This is a genomic window from Streptomyces albiaxialis (genome assembly GCF_039530985.1).
Classification (GTDB): domain Bacteria; phylum Actinomycetota; class Actinomycetes; order Streptomycetales; family Streptomycetaceae; genus Streptomyces; species Streptomyces albiaxialis.
In genome coordinates this window covers 376,644-402,491 of record NZ_BAAAPE010000005.1, presented here as the reverse complement: position 1 = coordinate 402,491, position 25,848 = coordinate 376,644, and the positions used below count along the sequence as shown (strand labels likewise).

At 73.8% G+C, this 25,848-nt stretch carries 23 protein-coding genes; 13 read left to right on the top strand and 10 right to left on the bottom strand.

What is annotated here, in order from left to right:
* Positions 1–123: 123 nt before the first annotated feature.
* The 7 genes from ABD343_RS09840 to ABD343_RS09810 all read right to left on the bottom strand — a co-directional run bounded on the left by ABD343_RS09840 (position 124) and on the right by ABD343_RS09810 (position 6,267).
* Positions 124–1,245, bottom strand: a complete 1,122-nt coding sequence (locus ABD343_RS09840; RefSeq protein WP_344526226.1) for an aminotransferase class V-fold PLP-dependent enzyme — start codon at positions 1,243–1,245, stop codon at positions 124–126.
* 1 nt (position 1,246) lies between these two features.
* Positions 1,247–2,209 (bottom strand): phosphotriesterase family protein, encoded by a 963-nt coding sequence (locus ABD343_RS09835; RefSeq protein WP_344526224.1) that lies wholly within the window; start codon positions 2,207–2,209, stop codon positions 1,247–1,249.
* A 34-nt stretch (positions 2,210–2,243) separates the two neighbouring features.
* Positions 2,244–3,608: a YhfT family protein gene (locus ABD343_RS09830; RefSeq protein WP_425578132.1), complete on the bottom strand. Its 1,365-nt coding sequence runs from the start codon at positions 3,606–3,608 to the stop codon at positions 2,244–2,246.
* Between the two features lie 35 nt (positions 3,609–3,643).
* On the bottom strand, positions 3,644–4,003 hold the full coding sequence (locus ABD343_RS09825; protein ID WP_344526222.1) for a DUF2620 domain-containing protein: 360 nt from the start codon (positions 4,001–4,003) through the stop codon (positions 3,644–3,646).
* Between the two features lie 72 nt (positions 4,004–4,075).
* Positions 4,076–4,450, bottom strand: a complete 375-nt coding sequence (locus ABD343_RS09820; protein ID WP_344526220.1) for a PRD domain-containing protein — start codon at positions 4,448–4,450, stop codon at positions 4,076–4,078.
* A gap of 100 nt (positions 4,451–4,550) precedes the next feature.
* Positions 4,551–5,495: a GntR family transcriptional regulator YhfZ gene (yhfZ, locus tag ABD343_RS09815; RefSeq protein ID WP_344526218.1), complete on the bottom strand. Its 945-nt coding sequence runs from the start codon at positions 5,493–5,495 to the stop codon at positions 4,551–4,553.
* A 118-nt stretch (positions 5,496–5,613) separates the two neighbouring features.
* Positions 5,614–6,267 (bottom strand): tetratricopeptide repeat protein, encoded by a 654-nt coding sequence (locus ABD343_RS09810; RefSeq protein WP_344526216.1) that lies wholly within the window; start codon positions 6,265–6,267, stop codon positions 5,614–5,616.
* A gap of 211 nt (positions 6,268–6,478) precedes the next feature.
* Here ABD343_RS09810 and ABD343_RS09805 point away from each other — a divergent pair, with 211 nt between their 5' ends.
* From ABD343_RS09805 to ABD343_RS09775, 7 genes are all read left to right on the top strand, one after another.
* A complete protein-coding gene (locus ABD343_RS09805; protein WP_344526214.1) occupies positions 6,479–7,903 on the top strand; it encodes an FHA domain-containing serine/threonine-protein kinase in 1,425 nt (474 codons plus the stop codon).
* A 4-nt stretch (positions 7,904–7,907) separates the two neighbouring features.
* A complete protein-coding gene (locus ABD343_RS09800; protein ID WP_344526212.1) occupies positions 7,908–9,236 on the top strand; it encodes a cytochrome P450 in 1,329 nt (442 codons plus the stop codon).
* Positions 9,233–9,730: an LURP-one-related/scramblase family protein gene (locus ABD343_RS09795; protein ID WP_344526210.1), complete on the top strand. Its 498-nt coding sequence runs from the start codon at positions 9,233–9,235 to the stop codon at positions 9,728–9,730. Before ABD343_RS09800 ends, ABD343_RS09795 begins: the two co-directional genes overlap by 4 nt.
* Positions 9,731–9,838: 108 nt before the next feature.
* Complete coding sequence (locus ABD343_RS09790; RefSeq protein ID WP_425578131.1) at positions 9,839–10,357, top strand: hypothetical protein; 519 nt, start codon at positions 9,839–9,841, stop codon at positions 10,355–10,357.
* 9 nt (positions 10,358–10,366) lie between these two features.
* On the top strand, positions 10,367–10,864 hold the full coding sequence (locus ABD343_RS09785) for a GNAT family N-acetyltransferase (RefSeq protein WP_344526206.1): 498 nt from the start codon (positions 10,367–10,369) through the stop codon (positions 10,862–10,864).
* A 157-nt stretch (positions 10,865–11,021) separates the two neighbouring features.
* Positions 11,022–11,180 (top strand): hypothetical protein, encoded by a 159-nt coding sequence (locus ABD343_RS09780; protein ID WP_344526204.1) that lies wholly within the window; start codon positions 11,022–11,024, stop codon positions 11,178–11,180.
* Positions 11,181–11,266: 86 nt separating this feature from the next.
* The gene (locus ABD343_RS09775) at positions 11,267–14,296 is read left to right on the top strand and encodes a helix-turn-helix transcriptional regulator (protein ID WP_425578144.1); all 3,030 of its coding nucleotides are present in this window, start codon (positions 11,267–11,269) and stop codon (positions 14,294–14,296) included.
* A gap of 238 nt (positions 14,297–14,534) precedes the next feature.
* Here the strand turns inward: ABD343_RS09775 and ABD343_RS09770 are convergent, their stop codons facing one another.
* Both ABD343_RS09770 and ABD343_RS09765 read right to left on the bottom strand, forming a co-directional pair.
* Complete coding sequence (locus ABD343_RS09770; protein WP_344526200.1) at positions 14,535–15,719, bottom strand: sensor histidine kinase; 1,185 nt, start codon at positions 15,717–15,719, stop codon at positions 14,535–14,537.
* Positions 15,716–16,381, bottom strand: a complete 666-nt coding sequence (locus ABD343_RS09765) for a response regulator transcription factor (RefSeq protein WP_344526198.1) — start codon at positions 16,379–16,381, stop codon at positions 15,716–15,718. The genes ABD343_RS09770 and ABD343_RS09765 overlap by 4 nt, the downstream gene beginning before the upstream one ends.
* A gap of 136 nt (positions 16,382–16,517) precedes the next feature.
* On the opposite strand from ABD343_RS09765, the gene ABD343_RS09760 reads away from it, so the two are divergent.
* The 4 genes from ABD343_RS09760 to ABD343_RS09745 are packed head-to-tail and all read left to right on the top strand — an operon-like array spanning position 16,518 to position 20,075.
* Entirely contained in the window at positions 16,518–17,033 is a 516-nt protein-coding gene (locus ABD343_RS09760) for a hypothetical protein (protein ID WP_344526195.1), read from the top strand.
* Positions 17,034–17,044: 11 nt separating this feature from the next.
* Complete coding sequence (locus tag ABD343_RS09755) at positions 17,045–18,106, top strand: peptidoglycan-binding protein (RefSeq protein WP_344526193.1); 1,062 nt, start codon at positions 17,045–17,047, stop codon at positions 18,104–18,106.
* Positions 18,103–18,876 (top strand): ABC transporter ATP-binding protein, encoded by a 774-nt coding sequence (locus ABD343_RS09750; RefSeq protein WP_344526192.1) that lies wholly within the window; start codon positions 18,103–18,105, stop codon positions 18,874–18,876. The genes ABD343_RS09755 and ABD343_RS09750 overlap by 4 nt, the downstream gene beginning before the upstream one ends.
* The gene (locus tag ABD343_RS09745; protein WP_344526190.1) at positions 18,876–20,075 is read left to right on the top strand and encodes an ABC transporter permease; all 1,200 of its coding nucleotides are present in this window, start codon (positions 18,876–18,878) and stop codon (positions 20,073–20,075) included. The genes ABD343_RS09750 and ABD343_RS09745 overlap by 1 nt, the downstream gene beginning before the upstream one ends.
* A 115-nt stretch (positions 20,076–20,190) precedes the next feature.
* Here the strand turns inward: ABD343_RS09745 and ABD343_RS09740 are convergent, their stop codons facing one another.
* Positions 20,191–21,120, bottom strand: coding sequence for a helix-turn-helix domain-containing protein (locus tag ABD343_RS09740; RefSeq protein ID WP_344526188.1), 930 nt, complete (start codon positions 21,118–21,120; stop codon positions 20,191–20,193).
* A gap of 290 nt (positions 21,121–21,410) precedes the next feature.
* Here ABD343_RS09740 and ABD343_RS09735 point away from each other — a divergent pair, with 290 nt between their 5' ends.
* Both ABD343_RS09735 and ABD343_RS09730 read left to right on the top strand, forming a co-directional pair.
* Positions 21,411–22,289: an aldo/keto reductase gene (locus ABD343_RS09735; protein WP_344526186.1), complete on the top strand. Its 879-nt coding sequence runs from the start codon at positions 21,411–21,413 to the stop codon at positions 22,287–22,289.
* 448 nt (positions 22,290–22,737) lie between these two features.
* Entirely contained in the window at positions 22,738–25,815 is a 3,078-nt protein-coding gene (locus ABD343_RS09730) for an AfsR/SARP family transcriptional regulator (RefSeq protein WP_344526421.1), read from the top strand.
* Positions 25,816–25,848 lie beyond the last annotated feature (33 nt).

The following is a 25,848-nucleotide window of genomic DNA, read 5'->3' as shown; positions in this document are numbered from 1 at the left end:
ATTCCCATTCCTTCGCGTGGTGCGTTGCGGTGCGGTGCCTGGGGGGCTGGATTGGGGGTGCCCCTGTCCGTGCGCCGCAGGCTGCGGGTGCGTTGTGGCTGGTCGCGCAGTTCCCCGCGCCCCTTACGGGGCGCTCTCGCTGAGGCTCAGCGCGCGGTGCAGGATGTTCAGGACCAGGTCGGCTCCCGCGCGCATCGGGTTGATCCGCACGACCCAGTCGGCGAGTTCGGGGGCGTCGTCCAGGGTCGAGCTGGACATCCGGTAGAAGAGCGGCGCGATCTCGTAGCGCGAGTTGGAGCCGACCGGGTAGGGCGCGGCGCCGAAGCGGGCCGCGATCTCGGGGAGCCGCCGCGCGACGGGCCGGTCCAGCCGTACGAGGAGGCAGCGGTCCTGCACGTTGGCGAGCCGCACCTCCGCGACGCCCGGCACCTCGCCGGCCGCGAGGCGGCGGGCCGCCTCCTCGCCGGTGCGGGACTGCACGGCCCACATCACCGGTACGTGGGTGAGGGCGCGCAGCGCGTCGAGGGCCTGGTGGCCCTGCACCTGGCCGCCGCCGGAGTAGTTGTCGCCGCGCACCCGTCCGACGAGGTCCGCGCTGCCCGCGACGACGCCGACGCCCTCGGGCCCGTGCAGCTTGAACAGGGAGAAGCAGGAGGCGTCGGCGCCCAGTTCGACGCCGCTGGCGGGCACGCGCAGCACCGCGTAGTTGTCGTCGACCAGGGTGCGTACGCCCGCCTCGCGGCAGGCGGCGAGCACCTCGCCCGGGTCGTAGGAGTCGGTCAGCCGCTGCCGGGTGTGCTGGACGTACGCCCAGCGGAAACGGCCCGAGGCGAGCGCCTCCCGCAGCGCGGCCGGGTCGTTGAAGTCCGCCTCGACGGTCTCGACGCCCAGCCCGCGCAGCGTGACGGCGGTCGTGCGGTAGACGGGCGCGCGGTGGATCAGCAGCGGTTCGCCCGGGCCCACGGCGGCGCTCAGCGCGGCCCGGATGGCCCCAGTGCCCGCGCCCTGCACGAGCGCGGCGTCCTCGGTACCGAAGAAGTCGGCGAGGACGGCCTCGACGCGGGCGGTGGTCCGCGGCCGTCCCAGCCCGGGCACGACACCGGCGTCGGCCGCGAACAGCTCCTGCCCCGCGAAGTGCGCCGCGGTGGCCTCGATCAGCCGGAACTGCCGCGCCACGGCGTCCTCGACCGCCACGGTCGCCAGCGGATACGTCCGGGGCAGGGCTGGTGGCGTCGGATCGGACATGTCAGATCTCCTCGGTGCTCGCCCCGGTCAGGAAGCGGAGCGGGTTGCGTCGCGTCATCAGATCGATGAGGTCCTCGTCCACGCCCTCGGCGCGCAGCCGGGGCAGGAACGAGCGGAACAGGTGTCCGTAGCCCTGGCCGCCCTCGGTACGCAGGTAGCCGTGGCGTGAGATGTCGCAGCTCAGCAGCGCGCGGTCGGCGTGCCCGGCCTCCAGCAGCTCCAGCAGGAGCCGCAGCCGCGTCTCGTCGCTCTGGTAGCTCTCCTTGCCGACGGTGTCGAAGGCGACGTACGCGCCGGAGCGCGCCAGCTCCCGGTGGACGCCGGGCTCGTCGAGCAGGTCCTGGTGCCCGACGCACACGCGCTGCGGCGGCAGCCCCTCGCCGGTCAGCAGGTCGAGCTGGGCCAGGCCGCCGCGCCCGAGCTGGGCGTGGGTGGCCACCGACAGGTCCGACTCCAGCGCCGCACGGGCCGCCGCGCGCAGCGAGCGGGCCTCGGGGTCGCTCGGTGTGTCGCCGTGACTGCCCACCTCGCCGAGCACCCCGGGCCGTACGTCCGTGCCGTCCAGCCCGTCGCGCACCTCCGCCAGCAGCGTGTCCGTGAGCTGTCCGATGCTCGCGCCCTCCAGCTCCGGGGTGTGGAACGGCTCGTAGTACCAGCCGGTCGCCGCCACCACGGCCACGCCCGTCCGCTCCGCGATCCGCGCCAGGGCCCGCGCGTCGCGGCCCATGCCCCGGCAGGTCAGCTCCACGACGAGGGAGAGCCCGAAGTGCTCGCGCAGTCCGGCCAGTTCGCGGGTGACCGGCTCCTCGTGGTGCGGCACGTCGAGGACGGCCGCCCCGTCGCCCTTGAGGTCCAGGTCGAGGACGAGATGCTCGTGGGCGAGCACGGGGCCGGGGACGGCCGCGCAGGACAGCGGTCCCGCGACGGTCCGCACGAGGGGCCCGGAGGCGTGCGGTGTGCTCATGGTGCGGTGCCTTTCCGGTCGCCGAGGGGAACGCTCACCCCTTGACCGGGGTGAACAGATCGAGCCAGTACAGGACGTTGAGCAGGATCCCGCCGACGATCACCGCCGCCGGGGCCGCCGCCATCCGGACGACGGGGCGCCCCATGGCCTCGTTGAGCAGGTAGAGGCCGCCGACGATGAGGATGCCGAGCCCGGCTCCCATCGCGTTCGCCGCCATCAGCGAGCCGAAGAGGATGGCCAGTTGCAGCGAGTCGGAGATCGCGTTGCGCAGGTGCTCGGAGGAGTCCCGCACGCTCGGCAGCCGTCCGAGTATCCGGCCGATCCAGGAGAGGGCCAGCACCTCGACGGCGAAGACCGCCGCGCCGACGACGAGCGCCAGGAACGGGTTCGGCAGCAGGTACCCGATCGGGTAGACGAGGGTGAAGCCCACGATGCCGTACGCGCCGGAGGCGAGCGCCGTGGTCGCGATCAGCGGGATGAAGCCGAACACGCGGTAGAAGTCGACCTGCGCGGCCTCGGAGATGTGGCCCTTGGCGATGAGGAAGCTCGTGGCCTCGCCGCCGCCGAATATCCGCATCTGCGCCAGCAGACACACCCCGGCGCCCAGCACCATGAACAGCGGCAGGTAGCGGCGCAGCCGCGCCGCGCTCGCGCTGAACAGCGAGGCCATCGGGTCCTCGGCGGCCTCCGTGCCCTCGGCGGGGTCCGGATCGCCGTTCTCGATCGCCGCCGCCCGGTCGGCCGCGCGCTGCTTGAGGTCGCGGCGGACGGCCAGCCCGATGAGCATCAGCACGCCCACGGCCATGGCCAGCGCGCCCGCGAACATGTCGGGCCACAGCTTCATCGTCATCACGACGAGGGCCAGTTCGAGGACGCCCGCGACCGATCCCCATTTGCGGCCGAACTGCTTGGTGATGGCGAGCACCGGGAACAGCGTGAACAGGAACAGGATCGGCGTGGACATCTGCTGCATCGCCGTGAGGAAGTCCACCGGCAGGTCGTGCGCCAGGTTGTTGGCGCCGCCGAGCGCGAAGACGACGACGGCGCCCCACGCCCCGCCGAGGAGGGGCGCGAGCCACTTCTTCGGGGAGAGCAGGCCCAGGACATCGGTGGGCAGGAACAGCAGCCAGGGGTTCAGCACCCCGGAGGAGAGCGCCATCGGCGCCCCCAGCCCGAAGATGAACCCGGCGGAGAGCCCGAAGGAGACCGCCGTGGTGGCCGGGCGGGTGGAGCGCCCCTGGATGAAGTCCAGCATGAAGGGGCGTACGCCGTCGTTGAAGACGGCCAGAGCCATGTGGGAGATGAACGCGGTCAGCGCGCACAGCGCGATGACGGTCAGCTCCTGCGGCAGGGTGAAGTCCAGGGAGGCGGAGGCCGCCAGCTCGGTCACGGTACTCACGGGGTCACTTCCTCAAGCCCGGGGTGGCCGGTCCCTCAGGCCGCGCGCCGTGCGGCGGCGCGGGCGATGAGGGGAGCGACGGCGTCGATCTGGTCCATGGAGAACCCGAAGACCTTCTTGCCGTCGGCGAGAAGGGCCTCGACCTCCTCCTCGGTCGGTACGGAGCGGCCGAAGGTGTGGCAGGCGGGCTGTCCCATCAGGCCCACCAGGACGCCCAGCGAGGCGCCCGCGCCGGTGTGACAGGTGCCGAGGTAGTAGTCGGCCTGCCCGGCGCGCAGCTTCATCGCCGCGTCCATGTCGCTGGAGACGGTGACCTCGACGCCGTCGAGGCCGAGGGCCTTGACCGCGTTCGCGGCCTCGTTCTTGCCGACACCGCCGGTGAGGATCTTGGTCATGGGGGATGCCTCTCTCGTCTTCGAGGGATGGTCGTTGCGGGACGTGCGGTCAGCTCGTTGCGGGACGTGCGGTCAGCCGGAGACGCGCTGGTCGAGGACGGCCAGGTGCATCGCCAGGAAGTTGATCTCGGACTCGGGGAGCGCGGCGCCCAGTTCGGCGCGGGCGCGCTCGGCGGTGGTACGGGCGCGGGCCACGGCCTCGGGCCGGTCGGCGAGTTCGGCGGCGATCTGCTCGTCGGTGCTGAACTCGTCGATGGCCTCGCCGTTCAGCAGCCGGGTGAGCGCCATCATCAGATGGCTGGTGAGCATCCCGGCGCTCTCCTCGGTCACGGGCCGGCCCTCGTCGGCGAGCGCCGCCAGCTCGCCGGTGACGAAGTCGGCCACCTCGGGCCGGACCTGGCCGCTCTCCCGGAAGAGCTGGATGCGCTGTGCGAGCTGGTCGTCCACGGCTGTCTCCTTCGACAGAAATCGGGATTCTGGATTCTCGGGGCGGCAACGAGGCATCGCCCAGCGGGTGTTCACCGCTTCCGCGGCGGCCCGCGCGGGGTCAGTACGACGGCATCCGCTCACCTCGGAGGACTTCGCTCTGCAGGGCGGTGACCCGGGCGGGGTCGACGGCGTCCCGCACGGCGCGCAGCGCCGTACCGCTCTCGGCGCGGCCGATGACGGCCGCCTTCGAGTTCCGCAGCGAGAGGTCGCGCGTTATCTCGTCCCCGAGCGGCAGGACGTCGGCGCGCATGCTGGGGCGGCCCTGGACCTCGTCCAGGTTCCAGACCGTCACGTCGGCCTGCTTGCGCTCGAAGAGGTCACCGAGCTGCATGTACGAGGCCTCGACCCACTCGATGTCGGGGCGGCCCGCGAAGGCCCGCTCGGCGAGCATCCGCTGGTCCTCCGAGGCGTGGTCCACGGCGACCCGCAGCCCGGGCGCGTCCAGCGAGGCGCCCTCGCGGACCAGCAGGCCGTGCGCTCCCACGTAGGTGGCGGGGCCCAGGTCCACGACGAGTTCCAGCTCGCCGGGGTGCTCCTCCAGGAGCCGGTCGGCGGCGAACCGGGAGAGCACGACGAGGTCGACCTTGCCCTCCAGCAGCGCCGTGGTCCGCGCCCCGGCGCCCCGCATGAAGGTGATCGCGAACGGCGTCCCCGCCTCGTCGAAGGCCGTGCGCAGGCCGGTCGCCAGGCCCTCGTACCGCCGCGAGTACGGCAGCGGCATCGCGGCCAGCAGCGTCCCGAGCCCGGACAGCCGCCACAGGACGGACCGGTCCGAGCGGACGAGGAAGGTGCCGAGGTGGCCGCGGGCGGCCGTCTCGACGGCGCCCGACTCCTCCAGCAGCCGCAGCGCGGCCTGCACGGTGCCGTTCCCGCAGCCCAGCTCCTCGGCGAGGTCCCGGACCCGGGGCAGCCGGGTGTCCGGCTCGTGCCCCAGCAGGAGGGCCGCGAGCTGGCGCGCCGCCAGGCCGTTGCGGGTGAGGAACCGCTCGTCGAATGCGTTCACGACCGCACAGTAACCAGAATCCTGGATATTTGACAAGGGTCGGAGGGCATGGGCTCATCGGCCTCGTCGGACCAGGTCAGGGACTCGGGGCGGGATCAGGGCCGCGGTCGGGGCCGGGTCAGAGTCGCGGCGGGCGGCGGCGGAACCGGCGCGAGATGCCCGCGCTCTGGTGCGCGAGGCCGAGATTGTGCAGCGCGTCGGCCTCGCCCTCCGCGTCGCCCGTCTCCCGGAAGAGGTCGGCCGCGCGGGCGTGGGCGGTGATGGCGTCCTCGAAGCGCTCCACCTCCTGGAGCGCGAGGCCGAGGGTGTCGAGCGCCCCGGCCTCTCCCGCCGCGTCGCCGGTCTCGCGGAAGGCCTCCAGCCCGCGCACGTGGTACTCGACGGCCTCCTCGAAGCGGCCTACCCCCTGCAGGGCCAGTCCGAGGTTGCCGCACGCCCGGCCCTCGCCGTTCCGGTCGCCGTTCTCGCTGTAGAGCGCGGCGGCCCGCATATGGGCGGCGACGGCCTCCTCGTACCGGTCCGCGCCCTGGTGCGCGAGGCCGAGGTTGTCGAGCGCCTCCGCCCGGCCGCACGGGTCACCGGCCCCCTGGAGGACGGTGGCCGCGTCGGTGTGGGCGAGAACCGCCTCGTCGTACCGCTCCGCCTGCTGGAGCGCGAGGCCGAGCGCGTCGAGCGCCGCCCCCTCGCCGCCCGGGTCGCCGGCCCGCCGGTAGGCGGCGGCAGCCTCGCGATGGGCGATGACGGCCCTGTGGAACCACTCCGCTTCCCGCATGTCAGACCGATACCGCGGACGACGTACGCATACGGACCATCCCTGCCACCCCCGTACGGCCGCGACGGCCCCCCGCGCCGCGCGCCTGCGGCAAGTGAACAACTCCCGCCGAAGCGGCGCAATACGCCTGCCCGCGCGGCATCGAGGACCATTCCCGGCGTCGGTACAGTCGGCGCGTCGGCGCGGGGCCGTCACCAGGCGAAGGAGAGCGATGACGCCGCAGGCCACCGTCACCCTGACGGTCGTCCGAGGGGGACTCGAACCCGGCGAGCACGTCTTCGGCGAGCGCACCACCCGGGTGCTCGGCCGCTCCCCGGACTGCTCGCCGCGGGTGCCGGACGACGCGCGCCACAGGACCGTCTCCCGGCACCACTGCCTGCTGGACATCAACCCGCCCGACATCCGCGTCCGGGACTTCGGGAGCCTCAACGGCACCTACGTCAACGGCGAGAAGATCGGCCAGCGGCGCCGGGGCCTCACGCCCGAGGAGGCGGCGGGGGAGACGTACCCCGAGCACGATCTGGCCGACGGCGACGAGATACGGCTCGGCGCCACCGTGCTGCGCGTCGCCATCTCCCGGCAGCCCGCCCCCGTCTCCCCGCCCGCCCCTGCCCGCGCCCGCTGCGCCACGTGCGGCCGGGACGCGGGGGACGCGGCGGACGGCCGTACGGGCGAGATCGTGTGCGCCGCGTGCCGGGCCGAACCCGCCGCCCTGCTCGCCCTGCTGCTGGAGCTGGCGGGGGAGGGGCACGAGGATCTGAGGGCCGTCCGCGGCTACCGCGTGGTCCGCGAGCTGGGCAGGGGCGGGACGGGGGCGGTCCACCTCGCCGAACACGAGGCCACCGGCACGGTGGTGGCGCTGAAGGTGATGCTGCCGAAGGTGGCCGCGAGCCCCGCCGCGCGGGCCCGCTTCCTGCGCGAGGTGGCCCTCACCCGCGGACTGTCCCACCCTCACGTCGCCGCCCTGCACGACGCCGGATTCGCGAACGGCGCCTTCTACCTGACGACCGAGTACTGCGCACGCGGCAGCCTGGACCGGCTGCTGGACGCGCGCGGCGGCCGGATGCCGCCCGAGGAGGCGGTGCCGCTGGCGCTCCAGGCGCTCAAGGGCCTGGAATACGCGCACGGGCAGGGCGTGGTCCACCGCGACCTGAGCCCCTCGAACATCCTGCTGCACGAGGAGGCCGACGGCGCCCTCAGCGCGAAGATCGCCGACTTCGGCATCGGCAAGGCCTTCGACCGGGCCGGGCTCAGCGGCCTGACCCGCACCGGGGCGACCGAGGGCAAGCCCCGGTTCATGGCGCGGCAGCAGGTCGTCGACTTCCGCGGGGCCGCGCCCGACGTGGACGTATGGGCGCTGGCCGCCTGCCTCTACCGCATGCTGACCGGCGAGCCGCCCCGGGAGTTCCCGCCCGGCGAGGACCCGTGGCACGTGGTGCTGCGCAGGCCCGCGGTCCCGGTCCGCCGCCGCGACCCCGGCGTCCCCGGGGCACTGGCCGACGTGCTCGACAGGGCGCTGACCGAGAGGCCGCGGATCGGCTACGGGAGCGCCGCCGAACTGCGCCGCGCGCTGGAGGAAGCGGCAATCGTCCCGTGCCGCCGGGATGTGCGCGGCGGCCCGGACGCGAGAGAGTGATCTCATGGAGAACTCGCTCAACTCGCTGCCCCCTACGGGGCGTTGGGAGGCCGTGGACATGGCGCGCACAGGCACGGACGCCGACATCGACCCCGCCGTCGAGGACCCCACGCCCCAGCTCGACGCCTGGCGGCGGGACGGACGCAGGGTGGTGCGCAGCGAGGCGATGGGCGGCGCCTGGCTCGTCCTGGGCCACCCTGAGGTGCGGGCGGTCCTGGACGACCCGGAGACCTTCTCCTCCGCGTACGCGCTCGGCGGCCCGCCCGCGCGGACCCTGCCGCCCGCCGTCGTCGCCGAACTGCCCGCCTTCCTGCGCGAGGACGTCTCCGGCGTGGTCGACGTCGACCTGCCGGACCACGACGCGCCGCGCGCCACCGTGCTGGCCGCGTGGTCGGGGCCGCGCGTGAAGCCCCTCGCCGGTACGGTCCGGGCCCTCGCCCGGGAACTGGCCGCCGCCCTGGCGTCGCGCGAGCGCGCCGACCTGGTCGCCGACTACGCCCTCCCGCTGGTCCACCGCACCATGGCCGCCGCGATGCGCGTCCCGGAGGCCGAGGTGCCGCGCGTCGCCGCGTGGGCGCAGGACATGGCCACCGTCCTCTCGCCCGGCCCGGAGGAGCCCAAGGCCGAAGCGGCCCGCAGGCTCCGGGAGTACGAGCGCTGGGCCGCCGCCTTCCTCCGTACGGTGCCGCCCGGCGGCGAGGGCGTGCTGAGCGTCTACCTCCACGGCCAGGGCGAGGGCCCCGGCGCCGCGCCCCCGATGACGTACGCCAACGTCGTGCACAACCTTCTCGTCCACTGGGTCGCCGGGACCGTGACGACGGCGCACGCGATCTCCGGCACCTGCTACGAACTGCTGCGCAGGCGTGAACTGTGGGAGTGGGCCCGCCAGGCGCCCCACGAACGGGCCCGGCACGCCGTCGAGGAGACCTTCCGGCACGCCGCGCCGCACCGCGGACTGGTCCGGGTCACGACACGGGAGTGCCCGCTGGCCGGGCACGCCGTCCCCGCGGGGAGCATGGTCTTCCCCCTGCTGGGCAGCGCGAACCGGGACGAGACCCGGGTGCGCGACGCCCTCACGTTCGACCCGGACCGCCCCGAGGCCACTCCGCACGGCCACCTCGCGTTCGGCCACGGCGTCCACGCCTGCCCCGGCGCGAACCTGGCCCGCCTGGAGGCCCGTACGGCCGTCGCCGAACTCCTCACGGCCCTGCCGGACCTCGCCCTGGCCGAAGGGGACGGGGAACTCCCGCCGCCCCGGCTGCCGAGCCTTCACTTCGACGGACTCGCGGCGCTCCCCGTCGAACCCGGCAACGGTGGCAGGGTGGAGGCATGAGATACCTCGTACGCGAACGGGTCTTCGGCATCGGCGACGACTTCTGGGTCGAGAACGAGCATGGCGACAAGGCGTTCCTCGTGGACGGCAAGGCGCTGCGGCTGCGGGAGACCTTCGAGCTGAAGGACGCGCGGGGCGAGATCGTCGCCGTCGTGCGGAAGAAGCTGCTCAGCGTCGGCGACGCCATGAAGATCGAGCGCGACGGCGAGACCCTCGCCACCGTCCGCAAGAAGCGCTTCACCCCGATGCGCGACGTCTACCGGGCGGAGCTGCCCGGCGGGGACGAGCTGGAGATCCGCGGCGATCTCGTCGGCAAGGAGTACGACATCGAGTACGGCGGGGAGCGGCTCGCCCGCATCTCCCGCAAGTGGTTCCGCGTCCGGGACACCTACGCCATCGACGTACAGCGCCCGGACGCCGACGCGGCGCTCCTGATCGCGGTCGCGGTCTGCGTGGACCGACTGCTGGAGAAGGCCGAGGAGGACGACGACTGAGGGGGACGACCGGGCCTCACGGCCAGGTGTGTCCTCCCCCGCGGGGCGGAGACGGTGGGGCACTGCGGACGACGCGCGGCGGCCCGGTCCGGGGCCAGGGTGGACGGCATGACGACAGCGACCGATCCGCCCCCTGCCGCCGCCGCGCCCGCCCCGGCCCCCGCGCCCGTCTGGGCGCGCCGTGCCGCCCACGCTCTCGCGCTGTGCGCGGTGCCGTCCGGCCTGTGGCGCGTGGCCATGGCCTCGGGCGTCTACGTGGGCTACAGCGACGAGGTGCTGCGCGACGTCTACGCCATCCCGGGCTGGGGCATCGCCTACGTCCTCGGCCTCGCCGTCCTCGCCGAACTGGCCGCGCTGTTCCCGCTGCTGCTCGTCGGCGACCGGTGGCGCCCCCTGCGTCCCGGGGTCCTCGCCCCGCTGGCCTGGACCGCCTCGGGCGTCCTGGTCCTGGTCGCGCTGTGGCAGCTCGTCGTCGCGCTCACCGTCGAGAGCGAGACGTACCTGGCGGGCGGTACGCCGCGGACCGTCTGGGCCCTCGCCTTCGCCCCGCTGATCGCCGTACCGGCGCTGATGACCGCCGTGACCTGGTCGTACGCGAAACGGCACCGGGGCCGGCGGTGCGGTTAGGCTCGCACGGTGCCCGAGTTGCAGCGGCTGCGTGCCGACCACGCCCCGGCGGTCCTCGCCTTCGAGCGGGCGAACCGCGCCTATTTCGCGGCCACGGTCTTCGACCGCGGTGACGCCTACTTCGCCGAGTTCGCCGAACGGTTCGACGCCCTGCTCGCCGAACAGGAGGCGGGGATCTGCGCGTTCCACGTGCTCGTCGACGACGACGGCGCGGTGCTCGGCAGGTTCAACCTGATCGACATCGAGGACCGCGCCGCGGAGCTCGGCTACCGGGTCGCGCAGGACGCCACCGGCCGCGGCGTGGCGACCGCGGCCGTCCGGGAGCTGTGCCGGACGGCCGCGGACCGGTACGGGCTGCACACCCTCCGGGCCGCCACCGCCCACGAGAACGCCGCTTCCCGCAGGGTCCTGGTCAAGGCCGGGTTCGTCCCGGAGGGCCCGGCCGACCCGGAGAACATCGGCGGCAAGCCCGGCACCTGGTACGCGCGCGATCTCCGTACGCCCTGAGGCGGAGCCTGAGGGGGTCTAAGGGGCCTGAGGGGGCCTGAGGCGTGGCCTAAGGCCCCCACCGGTCCCAAGATGCGGAAGTCTCCCGATGTGGGGACCCCTCCTTGGAAACGACGCTGGAAGCACCACAGAGGCCAGCGAGTCCAAGGAGAAACCCATGCTGCACCACGAATTCCAGGCCGCCCGCCGGACCGACCTCCTCATCCGCGCCGCCCGTCGCCGCCGGGCCCGGGAGGCACGGCAGACCGCGAAGGCGGACGGCACCGCCGTCGCCGCCACGCCCCGGCGGCACCGCCGCGCACTCCGCGCGGCATGACGGCGCGAGCGCGCGACGGGGGCGGGGGCCCGCTCAGCAGGGCCTCCGCCCCCGAAACCGCTGTTCCCCTCCTCGTACGGCATGCGATGCTCGGCCTCGTGCACGACAGCCACACGAGTCCCCTCTTCATCGGCCGCGAGACCGAACTGGCCGCCCTCGGCGACGCCCTGGCCCACGCCGGGGCCGGGGAGCCCCGCGCCCTCTTCGTCGGCGGCGAGGCCGGGGTCGGGAAGACCCGGCTGGTCCAGGAGTTCCTCGGCAGGGCCGCGGAGGAGGGGGCCGTCGTCGCCGTCGGCGGCTGCGTCGAGTCCGGCGCCGACGCGCTTCCGTACCACCCCGTCTCGACCGCCCTGCGCTCCCTGCGCCGCACCCTCGGCCCCCAGCTCGACGCCGCCGTCGACGGACACGAGGGCGAGCTGGCCCGGCTGCTGCCGGAGCTGGGCGCCATGGACCGGGACCGGCCCGAGGCCGACGGCCGGGCACGGCTCTTCGAGCTGACCGCCCGTCTCCTCGAACGCCTCGCCACGGACCGTACGCTCGTCCTGGTCCTGGAGGACCTGCACTGGGCCGACCGCTCCACCCGCGAGCTGCTCAGCTATCTGCTGCGGGCCCTCACCGGGGGCCGTCTCCTCCTCGTCGCCACCTACCGCGCCGACGACCTGCACCGCCGCCACCCGCTGCGCCCCGCCCTCGCCGAGTACGAGCGGCTGCGCACCGTCACCCGCCTCGAACTGCCCCGCTTCGGCCGCGCCGAGGTCCGCCGCCAGCTCGCCGCGATCGACGGCGAGGCCCCGCCCGAACAGGTGCTGGAGCGGGTCTTCGCGCGCTCCGGGGGCAACGCGTTCTTCGTCGAGGAGCTGGCGTGCAGCATCCGCGAGGGCTCCCCGGGCGGCATCAGCGACTCCCTGCGCGACCTCCTGCTCGTCCGGGCCGAGGCGCTGCCCGACGCGGTGCAGCGCGTGGTGCGTACCGTCGCGCAGGGCGGCTCCGAGGTGGAGTTCCGGCTGCTGGCCGCCGTCACGGGCCTCGCCGAGGACGAGCTGGTCGAGACGCTCCGCACCGCCGTCGGCGCCGCCGTGCTGCGCCCCTGCGAGGAGTCCGAGTCCTTCCGCTTCCGGCACGCGCTGATGCGCGAGGCCGTGGCCGGAGACCTGCTGCCCGGCGAACGCTCCCGGCTCAGCCGCCGCTACGCGGAGGCGCTGGAGGCCGACCCCGCGCTCGTACGGCCGGGGGAGCGGGCCGGGCGGCTGGCGCGGTACTGGTTCGAGGCGCGCGACCCCGCGAGGGCCCTGCCCGCCGTGCTCGCCGCAGCGGCCGCCGCGCGCGGCCGGCACGCGTTCGCCGAGCAGCACCATCTGCTGGAGCAGGCCCTGGAGCTGTGGGACGACACCCCGGAGGAGCTGCGCGGGGAGACGATGCGGCAGGCCGTCGCCGACGGACTGTGCCCGGCCCTCGGGCCCGGCATGCCGGTGCCGGGGGACTTCGTGGACCTGCTCGCCGCGCTGACCGTCGCCGCGCGCCTGTCGGGGGAGGGGGAGCGGGCGCTCGCCCTGTGCAAGCGGGCGCTGCGCGAGCTGGACGAGGACGCCGAGCCCCTCCGCGCGGCCTGGCTGTGGACCGAGCGGTATCAGTTGACGCGCGACCTGTCCCGCTCCGACGGCTGGGAGGAGATCGCCCGCGCCGAGGAGCTGGTGAAGGGCCTGCCGCCGTCCGTCGTGCACGCGGACGTGCTGACGCACGCGGCGCACTGGTACGTCGTGCACCGGCCGGGGCCGAAGGCGATCGAGATCGCGGAGCAGGCCGTGGAGCTGTGCGCGGCGACGGGCGCCGAGGTCACCGGCCTCACCGCGCGGCACACCCTGGCCTGGCTCACGATCCACGCGGGCGACGTCGAGGCCGGGCTGGAGCAGGCCCGCGCGGTGCTGGACCGCGAGCTGGAGCCGGGCAACGCCCATGTCCTGCTGCGCGGTCACGGCAATCTGGCCACGGCGCTGCACGGCATCGGCCGGTACGCCGAGGCCGTCGCGACCGCCGAGAAGGGCAGCGCGCTGGCCGAGCGGCACGGCCTGCCGGACATCGCCTCGTTCGTCGACGGCAACCGCGCCGAGTCCCTCATCCAGCTCGGCCGCTGGGCCGAGGCCGACGACGTCCTCGAACGGGCCGACACGCGGCGCGGCGTCAGCGCCCGCGTCCGGGGCCAGCTCGCCGAGCAGCGCGCCGAACTCGCCCTGGCCCGGGGCGCGTACGACGAGGTCGGACGGTGGATCGAGGAGACCGGCGGCGCCACCGCGGGGCCCTACCCGGAACCGCAGCACACCCTGCCCATGGCGCGGCTCGCCCTCGTGGTGGCGGCGGCCGACGGCCGGATCCTGGATGCCCGTTCCCTGCTGGAGACGGCGGTCGGCGAGGGCATAGCGCCCGGCCACCACCGCTACGGCTGGCCGCTGCTGTACGAGGCGGCCGCGGCGGAGGCACGCGTGCGCGGCCTCGCGGTGGCGGCCCCCGGGCGTGCGGCGGCGGTGCGGCGGATCCGCGCGGCGGGGGAGGGGCAGCCCACGTTCGCCCCGCTGTGGGCCGCGCTGGCGCTGATGACCGAGGCCGAACTCCTCGTCGCCGAGGGGCGGGACGCCGTGGAACGCTGGGAGGAGGCGGTCGCCGCCGCGGAGCCGCTGGAGTGCCCGGCGCTGCTGGCCACGGCGCGGTGGCGGTGCGCCGAGGCGCTGGTCACGCGGGGCGGCGCCGGGCCCCGCGAGGCGGCGGGCGAACTGCTGCGGCAGGCCGGGGCGGTGGCGCGCGAACTGGGCGCGGCCCCGCTGGAGAAGGAGATCACCGCGCTCGCGGGCCGCGCGCGGATCCCGCTGCGGCAGGCCGACGGCGGCACCGGCGCCGCTCCGGCCCCGCCGCCCGCACCGGCGGAGGAGCTGGGGCTGACGCCCCGGGAGCGGGACGTGCTGCGGCTGGTCGCCGCCGGGCGCAGCAACCGGCGGATCGCGGAGGAGCTGTTCATCTCGCCCAAGACGGCGAGCGTGCACGTCTCCAACATCCTGTCCAAGCTGGGGGCTTCGGGCAGGGGAGAGGCCGCGGCCCTCGCGCACCGGCTGGGCGTATTCGATTGAACCGTTCGCGGTATCCGGCCGTAGTGGCTCCCCAGAGGGGCCCATCGGACCCTCGGGCCGGGCAGGGCCACCCCGTACCTGCCCCGTGCCGAGGGGACCCGGTGCCTACGAGGCGGTCCCGGTCACCCGCTGATGACCACCACCCGTCAGGGGCCGCCTCCGGGGCAGCGGGGCTCCTCCCGGTGCGTACCGGCCGCTGCCCCCCCGGCTCTCCCCGCTGCCCCGCTGCCCCGCTGCGCTACCGGCGCGGGGCGTTCGCCGTGGGCTGAGGGAACAGCACCCGGATCGCCATGCCCCCCTCCCGGTTCGCGCGCGCCTGTACGTCCGCGCCGTGCGCCCGGACGATCGACGCGACGATCGACAGGCCCAGCCCCGCGCCCTCACCGGCCCCGCGGCTGCGCTGCTCCGCGCGGCGGAACGGCTCGAAGAGGAGCGGGACATCGGCGGGCGGCACGAGCGGCCCGGTGTTGACGACCTCCAGCGCGTTCCGGCCGACGCGCACCCGGACGGTGCCGCCCTCGTGGTTGTAGCGGATGCCGTTGGAGACGAGATTGTGCACGGCGTGCTCCAGCAGCACGGCGTCGCCGACGACCGGCAGCGGCTGCCCGGCCTCCACGTCGAGGGTGACCGCGCGCCGTGCCGCGTCCTCCTCCAGGTTCGCCGCGCAGTCGGCCGTGACCTCGTGCAGGGCGACCGGCTCCCGGTTCGCCAGCTCCTGGTCGGAGACGGCGAGCAGCAGGAGGCTCTCGATGAGCCGCTGGCTCGCGTCGGCGTTCTCGATCAGCTTGCGCCGCATCCGGGCGACCTTCTCCGGCGGCGGATCGTTCGCCAGGCCGATCTCCGCCGCCGCGCGCTGCACGGAGACGGACGTACGCAGCTCGTGCGCGGCGTTGGCCGCGAACCGCTGCCGCGCCGCGACCAGGTGCTCGATACGGTCGAGCATCTGGTCGAAGGTGTCGGCCAGCTCCTTCAGCTCGCCGCGCGGCACCCGCAGGGCGAGCCGCTCGTGCAGATTCGCCCCCGTGAGCCGCTTGGCCCGCGCGGTGATGACGCCGACGGGCCGCAGCACGCGGCCCGCCATCCACCAGGCCAGCACGGCGGAGACGACGGTGAAGGCGGCCAGGGACACGCCGGACACGGTCAGCAGGCGGCTCAGCGCCGCGTCCCCCGCGGCGTCGCCGACCTTCGCGGCCAGCTCGGCCCCGCCGGTGTCGGTACGCCGGGCGGGCTGCGTCCGCATCGGCGCGGTGCTCTGCTTCCACTCCGTGGTGGAGTGCGCGGGCACGGCCTTGGAGACGGCCACGCCGAGCCGGGAGTCGAGGCCCTGCTCCAGCAGCACGTAGACGAGGCCGGTCAGCAGGATGCCGACCAGCATGAGCAGTCCGGTGTAGAGGGCGGTCAGCCGGGCCCGTTCGCTGTTCACCGCCCGGCCCCCAGGCGGTAGCCCGAGCCCGGGACCGTCTCGATGACCGGGGGGTCGCCGAGCTTGCCGCGGAGCTTGGAGAGGGTGACGCGGACGGTGTTGGTGCGGTAGCTGGTGTCCTCCTCCCACACCTGCTCTATCAGGTCGTCGTTGCTGACGACCGCGCCGTCGGCTCTCATCAGCGTCTCCAGCACGGCGAACTCCTTGCGGGACAGGGCGAGATAGCGGCCCTCGCGGCTGGCCTGGCGCCTGGCGGTGTCCAGGACCAGTCCGGCCCGTTCCAGCACGGGCGGCAGCGCGGGCTGCGCGCGGCGCCCGAGGGCGAGGACGCGGGCGAGCAGCTCGTCGTAGGCGAAGGGCTTGCCGAGGTAGTCGTCCGCGCCGAGCCCCAGCCCCTCGACCCGGTCGCGTACGTCCCCGGCGGCGGTCAGCATCAGCACGCGGGTGAGCAGCCGCTGCCGGACGACCCGGCGGCACACCTCGTCGCCGTGCAGCCGCGGCAGGTCGCGGTCGAGCACCAGCACGTCGTACGCGCCGAAGCGGAGCCTGTCCAGCGCGGCGAGGCCGTCGTGCGCCACGTCCACGGCGACCGCGTCCCGGCGCAGCCCTTCGGCGATCATCTCGGCCAGGAACTCCTCGTCCTCCACCAGCAGCACACGCATGGGCCCTGTCTACCGGAGGCGGGGGTTTCGTCTCCGTAAACGGATGTGCTGAGAGAAACGAAAGGTGCTTCTGCGCCACGGTCCCGGTGTGCGGGTTCCCCGCACTCGTAGCGCCGTCGATGAGGAGACCACCGTCATGCAGAAGTCATCCGCTCCCCGCAGGTCATCCGCTCCCCGGAGCGTCGCCGCCGCCGTCGCCTGCGTGGCCGTACTGGGCCTGCTCGGTACGGCGTGCTCCGACAGCTCCGGTGAGAAGGACACGAAGGACTCCGCGGCCCAAGGCGGAGGGAAGACCGAGGAGGACCAGGCCGTGGCGTGGCGCAAGTGCCTGCGCGACAACGGCGTCGACATGCCCGAGCCCAAGAGCGGCGAGGAACAGGCGGGCATCACGGTCGACAGGAAGAACCAGGGCGCCATGAAGAAGGCCATCGACGCCTGCAAGGACAAGGCGCCGAAGAACGGCCCCGGCAGCCCGCTGACGCAGAAGGAGAAGGACGAGCTGGTCGCGCGCGCCAAGTGCCTGCGGAAGCACGGCGTGGACGTGCCCGTGCCCAAGGAGGGGCAGGCCGCGGCGCTCCCGATGCCGAAGACCGCCGCGGAGAAGAAGAAGCTGGAGAAGGCGCACAAGGCCTGCGGGAGCGAGATCCGGTGAAGCGTCCCAGGATGAAACGCGGCACCGTGCTGATGGCCGCGCTGGCGGTGCTCGCCGTGGTCGGCGGCACCACCGCCTTCGTCGCGCTGCACCCCTCCGGCGACGGCGGCGGCAGCTCCCGCGACGCGGGACTGCCCCCGGCCACCGCCGCCGTCGAGCGGGGCGACCTGAGCGAGCGCACCTCGGCGGAGGGCTCCCTCGGCCACGCGGGCGAAAGGAAGATCAACGCCGCCACCGCCGGCACCCTCACCTGGGCGCCCAGGAAGGGCTCGACGGTCAGACGGAACGGCAGGCTGTACGAGATCGACGCCCACTCCGTGCGGCTGATGTACGGCTCCGAGCCGATGTACCGGACGCTGAGGAAGGGCACCGAGGGCGATGACGTACGGCAGTTCGAGGCGAACCTCGCGGCGCTCGGCTACACCGGCTTCACCGTCGACGACGAGTACACCGCCCTCACCGCCGACGCCGTGAAGCGCTGGCAGAAGGCGAACGGCGACAAGCAGACCGGCACCGTCGGCAAGCGGGACATCGCCTTCGCGGACGGCGCCGTACGGGTCGGGAGCACCGAGCTGTCCGTGGGCGACAGCGCGGCGCCCGGCCGTCCGGTGCTGACCACGACCGGTTCCGAGCGTGTCGTCACGATGAAGCTCGACGTCGCCGAGAGCGGCGAGGTGAAGGAGGGCGACAAGGTCACCGTCGCCCTCCCGGACGGCAAGTCGGCCCCGGGCGAGATCCGTTCCGTCGGCACCACGGCGGAGAAGGGCGAGGACCCGCAGGACGACACGCCCAAGGTCCCGGTCACCGTCACCCTGGACGAACCGGACAAGGTGAGCGCCCTGGACCAGGCGCCCGTGACGGTGGAGCTGGAGGGGGAGACCCGCAAGGACGTGCTGACCGTGCCCGTGGAGGCCCTCCTCGCCCTGCCCGGCAAGGGCTTCGGCGTCGAGGTCGTGGAGCACGGCACCGCGCGGAACGTACGGGTCACGACCGGCCTCTTCGCACAGGGCCGCGTCGAGATCAGCGGCGGCGGAGTGCGCGCCGGGACGAAGGTGGGGGTGCCGAAGCTATGAGGCGCGTCGTCGGGCTCTCCGGAGTCACGAAGGAGTACGCGGGCGGCGTCACGGCCCTGCGCGAGGTGGATCTCGACATCCTGGAGGGCGAGTTGGTGGGTATCGTCGGGCCGTCCGGCTCGGGGAAGTCCACGCTGCTGCACATCATCGGCACGCTGGACCGGCCCACGTCGGGCGCGGTCGAGATCGCCGGGTTCGACGTGGCGGCGCTGTCCGACCGTGAGCTGTCCACGCTGCGTGCCCGGCACGTCGGCTTCGTCTTCCAGGCCTTCCACCTGGTGCCGGGCGTCAGCGCCCTCGACAACGTGGCCGAGGGGCTGCTCTACTCCGGCCTGCCCCGCGCCGTACGCCGCCGCCGAGCCGCCGACGCGCTCGAACGCGTCGGACTCGCCGACCGCGCCCGGCACCGGCCGCACGAGCTGTCCGGCGGCCAGAAGCAGCGGGTCGCCATCGCCCGCGCCGTGGTCGGCGACCCCGAACTGCTGCTGGCGGACGAGCCGACCGGCGCGCTGGACTCCGCGTCCGGCGCCTCGGTCATGGAGCTGCTGCGCGACCTGGGCGCCTCCGGCTCGACCGTCGCCGTCATCACGCACGACACGGAGATCGCTGACCAACTGCCGCGCCGCGTACGGCTCCGGGACGGCGCGGTCGCCGAGGACGTCACGGGGAGCGTCACGGGGGGCGTCACGGAGGACGGGGCGGGCGCGGGCGACGGGGCGCCTCCCGCTGTACGGGATTCCGTCCCACACGACGTCGGGGCGGGCGCCTGATGGCCCGCCGCGGGCTCGCCCCCGCCCGGCTCGGCTTCCGCGACGTCCTGCACGTGGGCTCCGGCGGCCTGCGCAGCCGCCCGCTGCGCGTCGTCCTGTCCGCGCTCGGCATCGCCATCGGCATCGCCACGATGGTCTCCGTGGTCGGCGTCTCGGCCTCCAGCGAGGAGCAGTTGATGCGGCGGCTCGACCGGCTGGGCACCAACATGCTGGTGGCGTCGCCCGGAGAGGCGATGTTCGAGGGGGAGGACGTCAAGCTGCCGAGAAGCTCCGTCGGCAAGGTCGGCCGGATCGACGGGGTCGAGCGGGCGGCCGCGACCGGCGAGGTCGAGGTGTCCGTACGCCGTAACGAGCGGATCCCGGAGGACGACAGCGGCGGCATCGCCGTCCAGGCCGCCTCCCGGGACCTGCTGAAGGTCGTACGCGGAGAGGTCGGCAGCGGCACCTGGCTGAACCGCGCCAGCGGCCGCTACCCCGCGGTCGTCCTCGGCCATGTCTCCGCGCGGCGGCTCGGCGTCGGCAGGGCGGGCCAGCAGGTGTGGCTCGGAGACCGGTACTTCACGGTCGTCGGCGTCCTCGACCCGCTGCCCCTCGCCCCGGAGATCGAGCGCTCGGCACTGGTCGGCTGGGACGCGGCCGAACGGCTGCTCGGCTTCGACGGCCACCCGACCTCGGTGTACGAGCGGTCGGCCGACGACGCCGTGAGCGCCGTACGCGACCTGCTCCCCGCCACGCTCGACCCGGAGCGCCCGCAGGAGGTCGAGGTCACCGACCCCTCCGCGAAGCTCCAGGCGAAGGCGGCGACGGAGGGCGCCTTCAACAGCCTCCTGCTGGGACTCGGCGGGATCGCGCTGCTCGTGGGAGGCGTCGGCGTCGCCAACACCATGATCATCTCGGTGCTGGAGAGACGCTACGAGATCGGGCTGCGGCGCTCGCTGGGCGCGGCACGGGGGCAGATCCGTATCCAGTTCGTCACGGAGTCGCTGCTGCTCTCCTGCCTCGGCGGCGCGGTCGGCGTCGCGCTGGGCGCGGCGGCGACGGCGGTCTTCGCCCGCCTCGACGGCCTGCCGTGGGTCGTTCCGCTGTGGTCGGTGGCGGGCGGATTCGGGGCGACCCTGGTGATCGGTACGCTCGCCGGGCTCTACCCGGCGGTCCGGGCGGCCCGCCTCTCCCCGACCCTGGCGCTGCACGCGGCTTAGGTGTTGTCTTCAGAGCCACGCCCCTGTCTCGCCACCACGGGACAGGGTGCGCCGGACCTGGAACCTGACGTGCGCCGGGCGGATGACGCGCTCCGGGCTCACGGCGACTGGCGGGTCATGCGCGGTCGGTCTGGCGGGCGTAGTCGGTGGGCGTCTGACCGTAGCGCTTCTTGAAGGCCCGGATGAAGTGGCTGCTGTCCGCGAACTGCCAATGGGCGGCGAGCTCCGAGACGCTCGGCCGGCCGGACGGGGCGGTGAGGGCCAGCCGTGCCCTTTCCAGGCGCTGGCGGCGGATGTAGGCGGTCACCGGTTCTCCCTCGGCGGCGAAGGCCCGCTGCAGGGTGCGCACGGAGACGCTGAGTTCGCGTGCGAGCGTCGCGGTGGAGAGCGTGGGGTCGGCGAGCCGACTGTCCGCGAGGTCCTTCGCGGCCCGGGCGAGCGCGGGGGCCAGCAGGGGTTCCTGGCCGTCGAACTGGCGCACCGCCACCGACTTGGCCAGCTCCATGAGAGCGCCGTGTGCGGCGTGCACACCGGCCGGGCTGAGCTCGCTCAGGGTGGCGTGGATCATGTTCGTGTGCGCCACGAGCAGGCGCACCTCGGCCGAGTCCGCCGAGCCGGTGACTGCCTGGTTCCGGAGCAGCGGCTTGAGCGTGGCGGCGGGCAGGACGAGGACCTTCGCCGACGTGTGCGGTGCCGTCGCGAAGTGCGAGGCGTTCCCGACGTGGCGAAGATGGAACTGGCCGAAGGACACGGTGTGTTCACCGCCGGTGCCGCCGCAGAGGGTCCACGCGCCGCGCCGCACGATCCAGATCCGTACCTGGTCTTCGAGGGCGCCGGGGTCCGCCGTCCGCATGGCCGATGCCGCGTTCACGTCGGTGAGCGCCACGTCGCGGACCTTCGTGGCCTGGCCCCTGACCCGGAAGTCGCCTGTCGTCGCCGGGCTGAAGTCCGGCAGCGGGAAGCCGTCACCGATCTGCGTCTCCCACTGCTGCCGGAAGCCGGCGAATGCTTCCGGCCGAGACGTCTGGGCCGTGGTGTCCACCACGAACGCGTCTCGCGCGCCCTCAGTCCCTTCTCCGGCGCCGTCCATCGCCTGTTGCCACCGCCTTTCTGCCGAGAGACCGACATGTATGCCGAGAGGCCGGCATGCCGAGCCTACGCCGCGTGGCGCGGACGTCCGATCGGCATGTCGCTGACGTGCAAGCGCCGGCCGGACCGCCGTGCGTACGGTCCGGTGGCAGGCCGACGCCCGGCCGCGGCCGGGCTTGCCCGGGGAAGCGGCCGCCGCCAGTACGCCATTCGTATGCCATTCGTAGACCCTGACAAGGAGTACGTATGACCGAGGAACAGCCTCTCGGGGATCGCGTCAACCACGCGTCCGGGACGATAGAGCTCGCCGGAAGGACCATCCACAGGCTCGGGTTCGGAGCCATGCGCGTGGTCGGTCCCGGCTGCTGGGGGGAGCCGGTCGACCGGGACGCCTCGGTGCGGCTCCTGCGGCGCGCGGTCGAGCTGGGCGTCGACTTCATCGACACCGCCAGTGTCTACGGGCCGCACGTCAGCGAGGAGATCATCCGTGAGGCGCTGCACCCCTATCCGGAGCACGTGCTGATCACGACCAAGGGCGGTCAGACGCAGTTCGGCCCAGGGGAGTACGCCGTTCTCGGGCGTCCGGAGTATCTGCGGCAGGAGTGTGTGCTGAGCATGCGCCGTCTGGGCGTCGATCACATCGATCTCTACCAGCTTCACCAGGTCGACCCCATGGTGCCGTTCGAAGACCAGATCGGTGAGCTGAAGAAGCTGAAGGAGGAGGGGAAGATCGGCGCGATCGGACTCAACGAGGTGACGGTGGGCCAGGTCTCCGCCGCCCGCGAGATCGTTGAGATCGCCTCCGTCCAGAATCAGTACAGCGTGACGCAACGCAAGCACGAGGACGTGCTCGAACACTGCGCACGCGAGGGGCTGCCGTTCATCCCCTGGTTCCCGCTCGACATGGGCCCCCTGGCCCGGACGGACAGCCCGCTCAGCGGCCTCGCCGCGCGGATCGGCGCCTCACCGGCCCAGGTCGCGCTCGCCTGGTTGCTCGCGCGGGCCGAGAACGTGGTGCCGATTCCCGGCACGGCGTCGATGACCCACCTGGAGGAGAACATCGCGGCAGCGGCGGTACGGCTGGACCCGGCCCAGGTCACGGAACTGAACGCGCTGGCCGATTGAGAGGGGGCACCACCCCGATCGGCCAGGCCGATGACGAATTGGTGTTCCCGGACGGAACGCGGCAGACCGCGCACCGTATGAGGGGCGACTTCGTCGACTACCCGTACCCCATCGGGCATCAGTCCTTCAGCAGGACAGGCTGTACGATCCTGTTCCTTCACGAGCCCATCGCCAGGTAGCGCGACGCGGCCCTGCTGTCCCCTGTGCGAGCCATGCCCAGGTGTCCTCCGTGCGGGGATGATTTCCGGGGCTCCGGATCCGTAGCGTTCGTCGCCGCCGCGCTCCTCCGCCCGCGCCGTGACATTTTGTCACCGGGTTGTGGACGAGCTGGTATTCCTTTCGGCGCCCGACTGCAAGGAGCCTGAAGCGTATGGATACCTCGACCGGAACCAGCGCCTCACCGGAAGACTCCACGGCGGACGCCGCCCCTTACCCCCTGCGTTTTGCGGTGTTGGGCCGGGTGCGGGCGTGGTGTGGGGGGCGGGAGTTGGATTTGGGGTCGCCGCAGCAGCGGGTGGTGTTGGCGGTGTTGTTGCTGCGGCGTGGGCGGCCGGTGTCGGTGGGTGAGTTGGTGGACGCGGTGTGGGGTGAGGAGCCTCCGGCCGCGGCGGTGTCGGTGTTGCGGACGTATGTGTCGCGGCTGAGGAAGGTGCTGCGGTCGGGGCCTGGGGGTTCGGGGGGTTCGGGTCAGGTGCTGGTGTCGGTGGCGGACGGCTATCTGGCGCGGGTGCCGGACGGCGCCGTGGACGTGGGGGTGTTCGAGCGCCGGGTCACTGAGGGGCGCCGGTTGCGCGGGGCGGGTGAGTTGTCCGGGGCCGCCGAGGCGTTGCGGGGGGCGTTGGGTGTGTGGGAGGGGGTGCCGTTGGCGGGGTTGTCGGGGTCGTTCGTGGAGGTGGAGCGGGATCGGTTGGGTGAGGTGCGGTTGGGGGCGTGGGAGGTGTGTGCGGAGTGTGAGGTGGAGTTGGGCCGGCATGGGGAGGTGGTTGCGGGGTTGGTGGGGTTGTTGGGGGAGCATCCGTTGCGGGAGGGGTTGTGCCGGTTGTTGATGCTGGCGTTGTACCGGTCGGGTCGGCAGGCGGAGGCGTTGGAGGCGTATCGGGGGATGCGGGCGCGGTTGGTGGGGGAGTTGGGGGTGGAGCCGGGGGTGGCGTTGCGGGAGTTGCACGAACGTATCCTCGCCGCGGACCCCGCCCTCGACCTCCCGCACCAGGAGCGGCCCGCCATGCCCGGAGCCCCCGCGCCGGGCTCGGCGCCGGGACCCGTGCCGGGATCCGCAGCGGGACCCGTGCCGGACTCCGTGCCGGGTTCCCCGGCGGGCTCGGCGCCGGGCTCCGCGGCGGGTGCCGTGCCGGGTTCGGTCCCGGGCACCGGGCCGGAGGCCGCGCAGGATTCCGTGCCGGGTGCCGTACCGGGCCCCGTGGCGGACTCCACGGCCGTACGGCAGGTGGCCAGGCCCGCGCAACTGCCCGCCGACCTCCCGGCCTTCACCGGGCGCGAGGACGAACTCCGGCAGGTCCAGGCGCTGATGCCGGACGCCGGGGCGCCCTCGTCGATCATGGTGATCGGCGGCATGGGCGGCATCGGCAAGACCGCCCTGGCCGTGCACTGGGCCCACCGCATCGCGCACCTCTACCCCGACGGACAGCTCTACATCAACCTGCGCGGATTCGACCCGACCGGTGAGACCGTCCCGCAGGCGGAGGCCGTCCGGATCTTCCTCGACGCGCTCGGCGTGCCACCGGAGGGCATCCCGGACACGCTGGAGGCGCAGTCCGCGCTGTTCCGCAGCCTGCTCGCCCGGCGCCGCATGCTGCTCGTCCTCGACAACGCGCGCGACACGGAGCAGGTACGCCCGCTGCTGCCCGGCTCCGCCGACTGCCTCGTCATCGTGACCAGCCGCAGCCAGCTCACCGGCCTCATCGCCAACGAGGGCGCGCAGCCGGTGGCGTTGAGCCCGCTGACGCCCCAGGAGGCGTACGGCTTCCTGGAGCGCCGTATCGGGGCGGCCTGGACGAGGGCGGAACCCTGGGTGACGGACGAGATCATCGAGTGCTGCGGGCGGCTGCCCCTGGCCCTCGCCGTCGTCGCGGCACGCGCCGCGACCAACCCGACGTTCTCGCTGGACACCGTCGCCGGGGAACTGCGCGAGAGCCGGGGCAACCTCGACGCGCTCACCGGCGGCGACCCCACCACGGACGTACGCACCGTCTTCTCCTGGTCGTACGAGGCACTGTCCGCCCCCGCCTCCCGCCTCTTCCGCCTGCTGGGCCTGCACTCGGGCCCGGACATCTCCGCGCACGCGGCGGCGGCGCTGGCCGGGGTCGCCCCGCGCGAGGCCCGTACGCTGCTCGCGGAGATCACCCGGGCCCATCTCGTCGACGAGCACGCCCCCGGCCGTTACGCCCTGCACGACCTCCTGCGGGTCTACGCCGCCGAACGCGTCGGCACGGAGGAGCCGCCCGAGGAGCGGGAGAGGGCGGTGGAGCGGCTCCTGCTCTGGTACCTGCACACGGCCGACGCCACCTATCCCCATCTCGCCCCGCGCCGCCGCCGGGTCCCCCTGGACTCCTTCCCCTCCGGGCAGGAGATCCTGGAGTTCACCTCGCGCGGCGAGGCCCTGCAGTGGTGCGAGAACGAGCGCCCCAACCTCGTGGCCGCGGTCCATCTGGCCGCCGGGACGGGGCGGCACGGCATCGCGTGGCGGCAGACCGCCGTCCTGTGGGGGTTCTTCTACCTCCGCAGCCACCTGCACGACTGGCTCAGCACCGCACGGGCCTCACTCGCGGGCGCCCGCGAGACCGGGGACCTCGTGGGGGAGGCGTGGAGCCACGGCGACGTGGCCGCGGCGCTGACGATGATGCGCCGGTTCGACGAGGCCATCGAGCACCTCCGCGAGGCGATGGCGCTCTGCGAGCAGCTCGGGGACGTCTGGGGCCGCTCCCAGGCCGTGGGCAACCTGGGCAACGCGTATCTGCAGGCGGGGCAGCTCGAAAAGGCGGTCGAGAGCTTCGAGCGCGTCATGCGGATCGACCGGGCCCTGGACGACAGTTGGTCCATGGGCATCGGCCTGTCGAACCTGGGGGACGCCCTGCAGCGGCTGGGCCGGTTCGACGAGGCCCTCGACCATCTGCGGCACGGGCTGAAGATCCTGAGCGCCACCGGCAACCGCTGGGTCGAGGGCGTCACCCTCGACATCCTCGGCGCGGTCCAGCACAAGCGGCACCACCACCACGACGCGATCGAGCACTACCACGAGGCGCTCCGGGCGCACCGGGACGTCGGCAACCGCTGGGGCGAGGGCGACACCCTCGGCCACCTCGGCGACGCGCTCCTGGCCGCGGGCAAGCCCAACGAGGCCCGCGTCCGGTGGACGGAGGCGCTGGCGATCTTCGAGGAGTCCGACCACCCCGACACCGAGAAGATCCGCGCGAACCTCCGCCGCCTGGAGGCCTGTACGCCGGGCGGGAGGGCGAGGCGTCCCCGTAACGGAGCCATCCGGCCGTCGCGGTCCGAGGCCGGGCGGTAGCCCGCACCGGGCGCTGCCCGGGGGAACGGGGGG

Excerpts from the sequence above, each read along its gene's own strand:
- ABD343_RS09765 (WP_344526198.1), bottom strand. The coding sequence starts at position 16,381 with ATGCGTGTGCTGCTGGTGGAGGACGAGGAGTTCCTGGCCGAGATGATC.
- ABD343_RS09760 (WP_344526195.1), top strand. The coding sequence starts at position 16,518 with ATGCAGAAGTCATCCGCTCCCCGCAGGTCATCCGCTCCCCGGAGCGTC.
- ABD343_RS09755 (WP_344526193.1), top strand. The coding sequence starts at position 17,045 with ATGAAACGCGGCACCGTGCTGATGGCCGCGCTGGCGGTGCTCGCCGTG.
- ABD343_RS09790 (WP_425578131.1), top strand. The coding sequence starts at position 9,839 with ATGACGACAGCGACCGATCCGCCCCCTGCCGCCGCCGCGCCCGCCCCG.
- ABD343_RS09750 (WP_344526192.1), top strand. The coding sequence starts at position 18,103 with ATGAGGCGCGTCGTCGGGCTCTCCGGAGTCACGAAGGAGTACGCGGGC.
- ABD343_RS09835 (WP_344526224.1), bottom strand. The coding sequence starts at position 2,209 with ATGAGCACACCGCACGCCTCCGGGCCCCTCGTGCGGACCGTCGCGGGA.
- ABD343_RS09805 (WP_344526214.1), top strand. The coding sequence starts at position 6,479 with ATGACGCCGCAGGCCACCGTCACCCTGACGGTCGTCCGAGGGGGACTC.
- ABD343_RS09810 (WP_344526216.1), bottom strand. The coding sequence starts at position 6,267 with ATGCGGGAAGCGGAGTGGTTCCACAGGGCCGTCATCGCCCATCGCGAG.
- ABD343_RS09840 (WP_344526226.1), bottom strand. The coding sequence starts at position 1,245 with ATGTCCGATCCGACGCCACCAGCCCTGCCCCGGACGTATCCGCTGGCG.
- ABD343_RS09825 (WP_344526222.1), bottom strand. The coding sequence starts at position 4,003 with ATGACCAAGATCCTCACCGGCGGTGTCGGCAAGAACGAGGCCGCGAAC.
- ABD343_RS09735 (WP_344526186.1), top strand. The coding sequence starts at position 21,411 with ATGACCGAGGAACAGCCTCTCGGGGATCGCGTCAACCACGCGTCCGGG.
- ABD343_RS09780 (WP_344526204.1), top strand. The coding sequence starts at position 11,022 with ATGCTGCACCACGAATTCCAGGCCGCCCGCCGGACCGACCTCCTCATC.
- ABD343_RS09775 (WP_425578144.1), top strand. The coding sequence starts at position 11,267 with ATGCTCGGCCTCGTGCACGACAGCCACACGAGTCCCCTCTTCATCGGC.
- ABD343_RS09800 (WP_344526212.1), top strand. The coding sequence starts at position 7,908 with ATGGAGAACTCGCTCAACTCGCTGCCCCCTACGGGGCGTTGGGAGGCC.
- ABD343_RS09745 (WP_344526190.1), top strand. The coding sequence starts at position 18,876 with ATGGCCCGCCGCGGGCTCGCCCCCGCCCGGCTCGGCTTCCGCGACGTC.
- ABD343_RS09795 (WP_344526210.1), top strand. The coding sequence starts at position 9,233 with ATGAGATACCTCGTACGCGAACGGGTCTTCGGCATCGGCGACGACTTC.